The following is an 11,762-nucleotide window of genomic DNA, read 5'->3' on the forward strand; positions in this document are numbered from 1 at the left end:
CTATTGAAGAGCAATCATAAACCATAGACGATAAACCATAAACCCAATTATCTTTGCTACTTATTCGCTGCTTTTATGACCTGTTTGTTGGGCGTTGATCTTGGAACCACCAATGTCAAAATTCTCGCTGTAACTCCTCACGATTGGCAAATTATTGCACAGACGTCGCTGCCTATACCAACCCTGTCAGCTCAGCCCGACTATGCCGAACAAGATCCTGAGGCTATCTGGCAGGCTGTTCGGCAAGGGCTTAGTGAAGTAGTAATCGGCGTGAAACGAAAACAGGCCACTATTGAAGCCGTTAGTTTCAGTGCTGGTATGCATAGTTTGCTGGCGGTTGATGCTGATGGTAAACCCCTTACCAATGCCTTACTCTGGTCCGATAATCGGGCCGAACCGCAGGCCAGAAAGTTGCATACGGAACAGTCGAATCTCGGCAACGACATCTATGCCCATACCGGTACGCCCATTCATCCGATGATTCCGCTGTGCAAACTGGCCTGGTTTCGGGACAATCGGCCCGAATTGCTCAGGCAGGCCGCAAAGTTTATCTCCTTAAAAGAATATGTCTGGTGGAAACTGACCGGCCAATACCAAATCGACTATTCGATGGCGACGGCTACCGGTTTGTTCGATACCGAAAAACGAACCTGGTATAAACCAGCCCTCGATTTTGCGGGTATTCGGGCTGATCAACTTTCCACCCCTCAGCCAACTACATTTGATGTCGCCTACGAGCCTGATAAGAAAGGCGCTGCCAGAACGGCACTGCCCATTGGTGTTAAACTGTATCCGGGTGCTTCGGATGGTTGTCTGGCTAATTTGGGATCGGGCTGTGTCGATGCCGATATTACCACCATTACCATTGGCACAAGTGGTGCTGTGCGGCAAACAGTAAATAAACCAGAGCGCGACCCGCACGGACGGTTGTTCTGCTACTATTTAGATGAACGAAATGGCAAGCCTTATTATGTGGTTGGTGGGCCTACCAACAACGGAGCAAACGTGTTGCAGTGGCTGGCAGAAAAACTCACGCATCAGGAAACCGAAGCTGTACTGACCGAAGCCGAAACCATAGCCGCTGGTGCCGATGATTTACTGTTTGTGCCGTATCTGCATGGCGAACGGGCACCGGTTTGGGATGCGTCGGCGCGGGGTGCTTACCTGAACGTCGATTTTCGGCATACACAGGCCCATTTTGTGCGGGCTGCCCTGGAAGGGGTAATGTTTAACTTACTCCGAATTGAACAACTACTGGCCGAACAAACCGGGCCTACCCGTATGATTTATGCTAATGGTGGCTTTGCCCAGTCGGATTTTTGGGTACAGATGATGGCCGATATTTTTGGTGTTCCTGTTCGGCTCAATGCCAGTAACGAAAGCAGCGCGATGGGAGCCGTTTTGCTGGTAGCTGATCTCAAAAAACCGCTTGAGCAGATTGCCGAAGAAGTGCAGTTTGGACGAACGTTTGAACCCGATGTGGAGTGCCATAAACGGTATCAGGCCGTTTTTGAGTGTTGGTGCAAGGCTGTGGAGCAGGTTGTTTAAGCGCGCCAGTTATAAAATTCAAGTCTTCTGTTTCCTTAGGGGATGTAGAGTACGACTAATGTGCCGAACATAAACTCGTATAACCATGGCACTTCGATTCATTCGCGACCGGGTCGTATTCGATCCAACTAAAGGGCAGATTCAGAACGAACCCCGTACGGTTAATTTTCCGAGCCAGGTGCGTTCGGCGCAAATTGCCTTAAATGGCTTCGATGTTCGGTATACCGATGGTGATCATCATGTGTTGCGACAAATTGTCGACATCAGTGATCCACAAATCAATGGTAGTGCAGTGAGCTATAATGTTAGCCTGCTGCTGCGCGATAGCTCGGGTAATATCGACGACCGCTATCAGGGAACGGTAGATACCCTGATCATTGCCGATACGGTTAATTAGCCTTCAGCGCCATTTGTCATTGTTAGACCTAAAAGGTTTTCAAAACCTTTTAGGTCTAACAATGACAAATGACCTGCCTCCCATTACCACCGAACCTGTCCGTCGCCCACAACCACCCATTTCTCAGTAACGAGCTTTTCGAGCGCAAATGGGCCGCGTGCGTGGAGTTTTTGGGTCGAAATGCCTATTTCGGCTCCTAGCCCAAAAACACCCCCATCGGTGAAACGGGTCGATGCATTGGCGTAGACAGCGGCTGCATCGACTTCAGCCAGAAAACGGTCAATCAATGACTGATTCTGCGATAGAACCGCTTCCGAATGCCGCGATGAATAGGTCTGAATGTGCGACAAGGCGTCATCGATGCCAGAAACAACCTTAACGGCACATTTATAATCCAGAAACTCCCGTCCAAAATCGTCCAGGCCAGCGGGCTGTAGCTTTTCGTAACCAGCTTTCTCGAAAATAGCATAAGCCGTTTCGTCAGCGAATACCTCAACATTCCATTTTTTGAAGTCGTCGGTCAGCATCGGCAGGAACGTGTCGGCAATGGCTTCGTCGACCAGCACACAGTCGAGAGAGTTGCAAACCGACGGCCGCGAAACGCGGGCATTCACTACTATTGCCGTAGCTTTGGCCAGATCAGCCGTTTTTTCAACGTAGGCATGGCAAACGCCCGCGCCGGTTTCAATGGTTGGCACCAGCGAATTTTTCCGGACAAACTGAATCAGCGATTCGGAGCCGCGCGGAATAATGATATCGACATAGCGGGTAGCCGTCAGTAGTTCATTCACAACGGCACGGTCGGGTGGTAGCAGCGTAACGGCAGCTTTAGGTATGCCAAACTCAGTGAGAACGTTCTGAATTAAAGCAACCAGATACTGGTTCGAAAAATCAGCTTCTTTGCCGCCTTTGAGCACGCAGGCGTTTCCCGAACGCAGGCAAAGCGATGCCACATCGATGGTCACATTAGGACGGGATTCATAAATTACGCCCACCACGCCCAACGGAACGGCAATTTTTTTGAGTTGAAGTCCTTGTTCGATTGTCCGCTCGAAAATAACCTGTCCGGCCGGATCGGGCAATACGGCAACATCCCGTAAACTTTTCGACAAATCAGCAATTCGGGCTTCGGTTAGTTTCAGTCGGTCATATTTGGGGTCCGACTCCGGCATCCGATCAAGATCTTTCCGATTTTCGACCATAATCCCGGCTACGTGCGCGGCCAGAACGTCGGCAAGTCGGTTGAGCAACTCGGTTTTCTGTTCGTTACTCAGCCGTCGAACAGCCGCTGCTGCCTGTTGCGTATCCTGAAGGAGTGGGGTAATGGGTGTCATAAATAAGTCGTTAATACAGACCAGGGTTACAAAAGTACGATATCATTCGCATTTGCGACCTCAACATTTTGCTGATTAAGCTGTTGCGTCAGACTTATCGACGAAATGCGGGAACGGGCCACGGCTATCGTACTGTCCTGTTCGTCGAGAATGTCGATCATTTCGCCCGATTCAAATTCGCCCAGCACCGATTTAACGCCTACCGCCAGCAGGCTTTTTCGTTGTTGCAGTGCTTTTACGGCACCCCCATCGATCCGAATTTGTCCAACTGCCAGGCTCCCGCTTCCAAGCCAGCGATTACGGGCCGATAGGGTCGTGGGCAGCGGGATAAATTCAGTACCGATTTCGCCCTTCAAAGCCCGGCTCAGGCTGTTGGGTTCGTTCAAACCAAAAATCAGTACCCGAATGCCCATACGAGTGGCCAGCTTGGCAAAGGTCAGTTTAGAGGCCATACCGCCTAAACCCAGCGCCGATTTGTCGGTACGGACAACGCCAAATATGTGTTCGTCGATACTACTAACCTGCCGGATAATCTGGTTATGGGAGTCGAGCAGACCACCTACCGAGGTGCAGAGCATAAGCGCTTCGGCTCCGAAGCCAACGGCAATAAGTGTGGCTAGTTCGTCGTTGTCCGAAAATTTAAGCTCTCGATTACTGACCACATCGTTTTCATTGGCAATCGGAATAATATTGTTAGCCCACAGCTCTTCATATGTCTGTTTCAGTTGCAGAAACTGGTCGCGGTTCGCGAAATGGTGGCGTTCGCACAGGCTTTGGGCAATTGAAATGCCATAAATCGAGAAAAAACGGGAGTATTGATTCAGCAAGAGCAGATTACCAACGGCAGCTGCGGCTTTGCGCTGGGTAATATCACCCCGGTAGTCTTGAATCAGTGCTTTGCCGGCACCAACAGCCCCCGACGATACGAGTACAATTCGAAAATGTGGATGCAGCGCGGCAATCTGACGGGCAATGTCGACCATAACGGGTTCGTTGGGCTCTCCGTTTGGCTTGGTTATCGACGCTGTACCAAATTTAAGTACAAGAACAGGTTTTGACATGAAATATGCATTTTCTGCCCGCGAAAACACTTGACGGGCAGAAAGACCGCAAAAATAAGCACAGTCGGGAAGATGTGCACCCCCGGCCGAATGGATTTAACCGAAACCCACGTAAAGAAGTAGGTATAAAGGTTAGGCAACAGAATCGCCCGCGTGATTTTTGAACAGATGTTCCAGCACCGATTCGGTGAAACGGGCTTTTTTTCGAAGCGCGCTTTTAAGCTGCTTCATGTAGTCGGCCTTTGGGATTTCGATGGCACCATACCGCCGAACGTTATCGTTGATGAACTGGGTATCGAGTAGTTCGAACTTCTGCTGGCGAAGGGTTAAAATGAGGTAATGAAACGCAACTTTCGATGCATTATCAGCCAGATAAAACATCGATTCACCAAAAAAAGCCGCTCCCAGCGAAACGCCATATAGGCCTCCAACTAAACGGTTGTCTATATACGTTTCGACACTATGCGCCAGCCCCATTCGGTGCAATTCGGTGTAGGCGTCAATGATTTCGTCGGAGATCCAGGTACTGTCGTTTTCTGACCGCGGAAGTGAGCAATAGCGCATAACCTGTTCGAAGTCGGCATTGATACGGATTTCGAATTGTTTCCGGTTCAGCACAGGGCGTAATGATTTCGCGGGTTTATACGTATCGAGCGGAATGATGGCACGTGGATCAGGGGCGTACCAATAGAGCGTACCGTCAGCGTCGGCCATCGGAAAGATGCCGTTAATGTACCCATAAATCAGGTCGTCTGCGGTAAGCTTATTCATGAAATGATGAGGACGTTTTATGACAAATATAGAAAAAATGTGAGTGGCTTGCCGCTTACTACATTTCAAACTTTTATAATAAGGCTCTTGCTGCCAATGCTTGTATATATATCCTTGAACAAATACCTTGCAGCTTTGTAACTAAAGATTCGGTTAGTAGCGATTACTTTACCTCACCATTTATGTTTTCTTCCTTTTTCGGTTACAGGCTATCCATGTTGATAGCCGTTTGTAGTTTATTGTTTTTTTCAGAAACACTGGCGCAGAAAGTTGCTCATGAAGGTCCGACAGTAAAATTCGGAACAATTAAAGCCGATCAGTTTGCCGTTTCTCCGAGTGATTCGAGCGCTGAGGCCATCGTACTTTATGATTATGGCGAAGCACGATTTGACAACAATTCTAACGATTTATGGATCGTATGTGAGTATCATGTCAGAATTCAAATTCGTAAGAAATCGGCGTCTGACCGGGGTACTATAGAACTTCCTATTCGCCGTGGAAAGTCGGGGCAGCATGAGTTTATATCTGATTTTGATGGTTATACGTACAATCTGACGGATGGTAATGTAATGATCAGTCGACTGACTAACGCCGGGCATTTTACGGAAAAAGCATCGGATCAGTTTTGGGTTGAAAAGTATACATTACCCAATGTTCGAGAAGGGTCAATTATTGATTATAAGTACACGGTGCATACTCCTTTTGGGGTTAGTTACAATCCCCGAACCTGGCGTTTTCAGCAGGAAATACCGGTTAACTGGAGCGAATACCGTATCACGATTCCTGATTATTTCTATTATAAAATGTTGATGACCGGCTACGTTCAGATAGCGGTTAATGAGCAAAAAAAGACAACAACAAATTTGCTGGCTGGCCAGGGTGCTGTTTCGGCAACGTCGTATCGGTTTGCTATGGAAAATGTGCCAGCCTTCCGGGACGAAGCGTATATAACCACTGAGGATGATTATTTGTCCAGGATTGATTTCGAATTAGCTAGTTATCAATTACCGGGGACAGTGGGGATACATACTCAAAATTTTTCGGTTGGCTGGGATGCTATGGACAAAACATTGCTTGACGATGCCGATTTTGGAGGGCAGATAAAGCGGGCGGGCTTCATGCGGGAAACGGCAAAAACACTGCTGGCTCAACACACCGATACGCTGGCAAGGGTAAAGGCGGCCTATGAATTTATCCGGCAGAGTATCAAATGGAACGACGAAGCCGGGCTTTGGTCGCAGGGAGGTATCAAACGAGTATTTGAGAATAAAAAAGGTAATGCGGCCGATATTAACCTGCTGCTGATCGCCTTGCTTCGGGAGATGGATATCGATGCGAACCCGGTTATTTTAAGCACTCGTTCACATGGGCGCATCAATGAATCTTATGCGTTGCTGAAAAAATTCAACTATGTGATTGGCCATGTTTCAATTGGCGGACAGGATATGTTGCTGGATGCAACCGACCCCTATCTGCCGCCCGGTATGCTGCCTGTTCATTGTTTGAATGGAACAGGTCGGCTTGTTCATCCAACGGCTCCCCGATTTATATCATTGCTACCCAAAGAACGGGATACGGATATGTATATGGGTTCATTTACGATTAGCGAAGATGGCGAAATAGCTGGTACGTTTAAGCATTCGTATGGTGGTTATAGTGCCTGGAGTGTTCGTAAACAATTTGCCAAAGACGGAAAAACGAAATTTCTGGAGGAGGTGCAGAAAAAACGTCCCGTCTGGCAAATCGGGAAGGCGGATTTTTCTCCTCTTGATCCTGCTAAGAATGTATTCTCGGCCGATTATACCATCACAATTCCTGAAGCCTGTTCGAAAGCGGGCGAACGTCTTTATTTTAAGCCAATGCTGACAGAAGCACATGGCATTAACCCATTTAAGGAGGCTGAGCGGCTCTATCCGGTCGATTTAGGAGTGCCAATTGATGAAGTATTTTCGGCTACATATACACTACCGGCTGGGTTTCAGGTTGAAGAAATGCCGAAAACAGTATCGATGATGCTTCCAGAAGAGGGCGGTCGGTTTTTATATCAGGTATCCGTAAATGCGAATAATCAACTTCAGGTTGTTAGCCGTATTCTGTTACGTCGTTCTGTATATCATACGGGCGAGTATGGTCCCTTGCGGGAATTGTTTAGCCGAATTGTAGCTAAACATGCCGAACAGATTGTATTGAAACGAGGAACCGTAGCTGAGAAGAATTAAGTGAGAATGAAACCACTTCTTTTGTTGGCTCTCCTGATTAGTCAGATCAGTTGGGCGCAAGTTGAATTTCAGGCGAATGTGATACCGGCTGAGCTTAAAGAAAATGCGCACGGGGTAGTTCGTCGGCATGAAACAACATTTACGGTAAAAGCAGCGGGAGAGGCTACAAAACGCATTCGAACTGTTGTAACCGTATTGGATGAACAGGGCGACGATCATGCAAAAATGGTAGTAGGTTATGACAAACTATCGAAAATAACCAGCCTGGAAGGGGCTTTATATGATGCTTCTGGAAAGCTGATCAGGAAGTTGAAAAAAGCTGATATTGAGGATTATAGCACCTATACAGATTATAATTTATTCGATGACAGCCGCTTCAAATCGGCTTCGTTTCCGAAACAGCCAGCGTATCCTTACACGGTTGAATTTGTTGTTGAAACGGTTGAACACAACCTGATGTTCTACCCAGCCTGGATACCACAGGATGAGGAGCAATTAGCTGTAGAGCAGGCTATTTTTACCGTTACTATGGCGCCGGGTCTTTCTCTGCGTTATAAAGAAATGAACCTGCCCACACCAGGCGTAGTGGAAACATTAGCTAATGGAGGTAAAACCTACGTCTGGAAGCTCGTTAACTGCCCGGCAATTGAATTTGAGCCATTGTCTCCGCCAGCCCGTGAACAATTGCCAATCGTATTTACGGCCCCAACTGAATTTGAAGTACAGGAATACAAAGGAAAACTTACGAGTTGGAATGATGTTGGTAAGTTTTATCATAGTTTGAATAATGGACGTGATCAGATACCAGATAATCTTCGCCAGCAGGTGATAGAACTGACCCGAAACGAGCCTAACACCGCCGGGAAAATTCGAAAAATTTACCAGTTCTTACAGGACCATACTCGTTATGTAAGCATTCAATTGGGGATTGGCGGCTGGCAAACGATCGAAGCCGATAAGGTGGCGGCCAGTAAGTATGGCGATTGTAAGGCCTTGACAAACTATATGAAAGCGTTGCTCAAAACGGTGGGTATAACGGCCTATCCGGCGCTAGTCAGAGCAGGCGAAAATGAACCGGATCTTCTGGCAGATTTTCCGAGTTTTCAGTTCAATCACGTTATTTTGTGCGTTCCAGATGGGCGCGATACACTTTTTCTGGAATGTACCAGTCAGCACGGACCAGTAGGCTATGTCGGTGATTTTACAGGAAATCGCCATGTGCTGCTCATACTTCCCGGAGGAGGCCAAGTCATAAAAACTCCGACTTATCGACCTGCTGATAATTTGCAGCAGCGACGAATTGTTGTTAACGTGACAGAACAGGGCGACGCAACGGCTGATGTGTTAACTCTGTATAAGGGACTTCAGCAGGACGACTATAGTAGCGCACTACATCGACTCAATCAGGAGGACCAGCGGAGCTGGTTATTGAAGCGTATTCATATTCCTGCTTTTGAGTTGAATTCGTTTGTCTATCAGGAACAGCCAGGAACAATTCCGGCCATTACGGAGAAACTTGCCCTAACCATTCATCGATGGGCTACGGTAAGTGGTACGCGGTTATTTTTACCTCTCAATCTGCTATCTGCTCTTTCGTCTGCCACACCTCAAATACAGACGCGAAAGACCGACCTTGAGCTTGGGGCAAGTTATGATTTTATGGATAGTGATACGATCACCTATCATATCCCTAAAGGCTATGTTCCCGAATACCAGATAGCACCTGTCAGAATTGAGTCAAAATTTGGAGTCTATACGGCTCAGCTCACTGTAGAAAATGAGCATATTACGTACATACGGAAAATTACCATGCATCAGGGCCGATTTCCATCAGCTACTTATAGCGATTGGCTTGATTTTCGCAAGAAAGTAGCTAAGGCCGATCGTAATCAAATGGTATTTGTTAAAAGTAATTAAACCAAACCCTTTTCCCCCTGTCGAACGTTAGGTGTACTATGAATCAGCTATTAACTATGAAAAAAGGAATTGTCATACTGCTGGCCTTGCTGCCAGCTTTGTTCAGCCAGTGTAGTGTAAACCAGCAACTTTCGCAGGCAAAAACGCTGGGCGACTGCCGCTATTCGGTCGCATCGGCCGATAGTGTCTATCTGGCAGGAATTGATATTCGGGAGTTTCGTAAGCTCGAAGACCTGAACCTTGCCCGTTTTCCCCGGCTGGCCACGGGCCTGCTGACGCGTAATATTCCACTCGATGCCCGGCTTAACCTCGATATTACAAACCCCACCGGCAAGCTGGCTGGTATTAATCAGTTGGAATACAAAGTGTTGTTAACGGGGCAGGAATTGTTCAACGGATTTCTGAACCAGCGAATCGAAGTGCAACCTGGTGGGCGTACGCGCGTGCCTGTTCGGCTCAGTACGAATGCCTATCAGTTACTGACTGATGCAAAAACCCGCGATGCCTTCACACAATTGGTTCAGAATCTTTCTGGCGCTTCAGGGACTCAGCCCTCAAAGCTCACCATTAAAATTAAACCGACACTGGCGCTTGGTAATAAGGCAATTAACTATCCTGGTTATATCACCATCGATCAGGAAGTAACCAACAAAATTCTGTCGGGCAACTGAGTAGCCCAAACGGTCCGTTACTACGTATTTATATCAGTAGCATTTTAAAAGCCTTGGCTTTAATAAGACAGGGCTAATTTTTTGCCGAATTGAAAAAGATATACAAACGAAAGTAGCTGATGCGCCAACTTGTTTTTACTCTACTGCTTGCGTCGACGACTGTGCCGTTGATTCAGGCTCAGAACCGAATCCAACTCTCTCATGATGAAGCCAGGAAACAGGTAGAAGTTACGATAGATGGAAAGCCATTTACGGCTTACATTTATCCCGGTCCTTCGGTGCTCAAGAAACCGGTTCTCTACCCGATTCGCTCAGCGGGAGGAAACTTTATTACACGCGGCTGGCCTATGGACCCACGGCCGGGTGAACGAATCGACCATCCGCACCATGTAGGTATGTGGTTCAACTACGGGGATGTAAACGGTCATGATTTCTGGAACAACTCGACGGCGGTTGGCCCCGACCATAAAGGACCCTTCGGAACCATTGTTCATACGGGTGTGAAATCAATGAAAAGCGGTAAGGATAAAGCCGAACTCGTTGTGACAGCCAACTGGCTCGATAAGGACAATAAAGTGATGCTTCAGGAAACGACAACGTTTGAGTTCCGTGGTACGGCCGATAGCCGCACCATTGACCGGATCACAACCCTGAAAGCGGTAGGCAACGATGTTGTTTTTAAAGATAATAAAGAAGGTATGGTTGCGCTCCGTATGGCCCGCCAACTCGAACTGCCATCTACTAAACCTGAGGTCTTTACCGATGCCCAGGGCGTAGCTACCAAAGTGCCCGCGCTCAACAATGCAGGAGTAACGGGCATGTATCATAGCAGCGAAGGAGTTGAAGGCGATGCTGTTTGGGGCAAACGGGCTAAATGGATGAATCTGACCGGTAATGTGAATGGTGAAGATTTATCGGTTGTGCTGATTGATCACCCTCAAAATGTTGGCTATCCAACCTATTGGCACGCTCGTGGTTATGGTTTGTTTGCCGCCAATCCATTAGCGCCGTCGGTGTTTAGCGATGGGAAAGCTCAGGCCATGAACTACACGCTGCCAGCTGGTAAGTCGGTAACATTCCGGTATCGGCTGGTGATCCGGTCGGGAAATACACCCGATAAATTTATAGCCGAACAAGTATCGGGCTTCTCGCGCTAAGATAGGCGCGCTAACAACAAAAAACCGGCACTGGCTTCATTGCCAAGTTAGATCGTAAAGCCAGTACCGGTTTAACTTGTCCACAGAGACACAGAGGGCACAAAGAGATAGTCTTTGTGCCCTCTGTGTCTCTGTGGACAGACAATAAGGTAAGTCAGTTCAAGTGTACTAATGCCGACCGATAGACCCGCCCTTCGAGCGAATCGAGCCAGGAGCGAAGGGTATCGTTTTCGCTGGTAGCCTGGTTAATTTCTGCATCGATCTGGCGAAGTAGAAAGAACAACTGATGAACGTGAAGCCACTGAAGATGCAGTCGATTCGTGTCTTCCTGCGACCGGGCTGTTTGCCGGGCTTCTGTTGTCAATTGTCGTAGACTCATTTTAAGATGATAGCGCAGGATCATCAGTCGGCTGGCCATGGGTAATTCGTTAGGGTTACGCTCCATATGCGAAATACCTTTGGCCAATACATTATTACGTTGTTGTAGTTGATCAGAAACAATCATCCAGGCTTGTTCCGCCTGAAGTGATTCGTAGGAGACGGTTTTCATTGGAATTAGTACTGTACGGTTTATGAACAAATATACCAATTTACCAGACTTTTCAAAAGGCTTATTCTTGGTTTTGGAAAATTTTAATTTGTTAAACGGTAGTATGGCCGATTTTTAAACCAGAATAGTGCAATTGG

General features: G+C 47.5%; 10 protein-coding genes. 6 read left to right on the top strand and 4 right to left on the bottom strand.

The annotated features are described in order from the left end of the window. Positions 1-75 precede the first annotated feature (75 nt). Positions 76-1,548, top strand: coding sequence for a gluconokinase (locus WBJ53_RS08540; protein WP_338875658.1), 1,473 nt, complete (start codon positions 76-78; stop codon positions 1,546-1,548). 85 nt (positions 1,549-1,633) lie between these two features. After that, on the top strand, positions 1,634-1,945 hold the full coding sequence (locus WBJ53_RS08545) for a hypothetical protein (RefSeq protein WP_338875659.1): 312 nt from the start codon (positions 1,634-1,636) through the stop codon (positions 1,943-1,945). An 83-nt stretch (positions 1,946-2,028) separates the two neighbouring features. Here the strand turns inward: WBJ53_RS08545 and WBJ53_RS08550 are convergent, their stop codons facing one another. The 3 genes from WBJ53_RS08550 to aat all read right to left on the bottom strand — a co-directional run bounded on the left by WBJ53_RS08550 (position 2,029) and on the right by aat (position 5,111). Next, positions 2,029-3,279 (bottom strand): glutamate-5-semialdehyde dehydrogenase, encoded by a 1,251-nt coding sequence (locus WBJ53_RS08550; protein WP_338875660.1) that lies wholly within the window; start codon positions 3,277-3,279, stop codon positions 2,029-2,031. Positions 3,280-3,305: 26 nt separating this feature from the next. Beyond that, complete coding sequence (gene proB, locus WBJ53_RS08555) at positions 3,306-4,340, bottom strand: glutamate 5-kinase (protein ID WP_338875661.1); 1,035 nt, start codon at positions 4,338-4,340, stop codon at positions 3,306-3,308. Between the two features lie 132 nt (positions 4,341-4,472). After that, positions 4,473-5,111 (bottom strand): leucyl/phenylalanyl-tRNA--protein transferase, encoded by a 639-nt coding sequence (gene aat / locus WBJ53_RS08560; protein WP_338875662.1) that lies wholly within the window; start codon positions 5,109-5,111, stop codon positions 4,473-4,475. 182 nt (positions 5,112-5,293) lie between these two features. Here aat and WBJ53_RS08565 point away from each other — a divergent pair, with 182 nt between their 5' ends. From WBJ53_RS08565 to WBJ53_RS08580, 4 genes are all read left to right on the top strand, one after another. After that, positions 5,294-7,330 (top strand): transglutaminase domain-containing protein, encoded by a 2,037-nt coding sequence (locus WBJ53_RS08565; RefSeq protein ID WP_338875663.1) that lies wholly within the window; start codon positions 5,294-5,296, stop codon positions 7,328-7,330. 6 nt (positions 7,331-7,336) lie between these two features. Then, the gene (locus WBJ53_RS08570; RefSeq protein ID WP_338875664.1) at positions 7,337-9,247 is read left to right on the top strand and encodes a DUF3857 and transglutaminase domain-containing protein; all 1,911 of its coding nucleotides are present in this window, start codon (positions 7,337-7,339) and stop codon (positions 9,245-9,247) included. Positions 9,248-9,303: 56 nt separating this feature from the next. Next, positions 9,304-9,918 (top strand): hypothetical protein, encoded by a 615-nt coding sequence (locus tag WBJ53_RS08575; protein WP_338875665.1) that lies wholly within the window; start codon positions 9,304-9,306, stop codon positions 9,916-9,918. 119 nt (positions 9,919-10,037) lie between these two features. Further along, positions 10,038-11,075, top strand: a complete 1,038-nt coding sequence (locus tag WBJ53_RS08580; RefSeq protein ID WP_338875666.1) for a PmoA family protein — start codon at positions 10,038-10,040, stop codon at positions 11,073-11,075. Positions 11,076-11,229: 154 nt separating this feature from the next. On the opposite strand, the gene WBJ53_RS08585 is transcribed toward WBJ53_RS08580, so the two are convergent. After that, positions 11,230-11,625, bottom strand: coding sequence for a hypothetical protein (locus tag WBJ53_RS08585; RefSeq protein WP_338875667.1), 396 nt, complete (start codon positions 11,623-11,625; stop codon positions 11,230-11,232). Between the last annotated feature and the right edge of the window lie 137 nt (positions 11,626-11,762).

It is taken from the genome of Spirosoma sp. SC4-14 (assembly GCF_037201965.1).
Classification (GTDB): Bacteria; Bacteroidota; Bacteroidia; order Cytophagales; family Spirosomataceae; genus Spirosoma.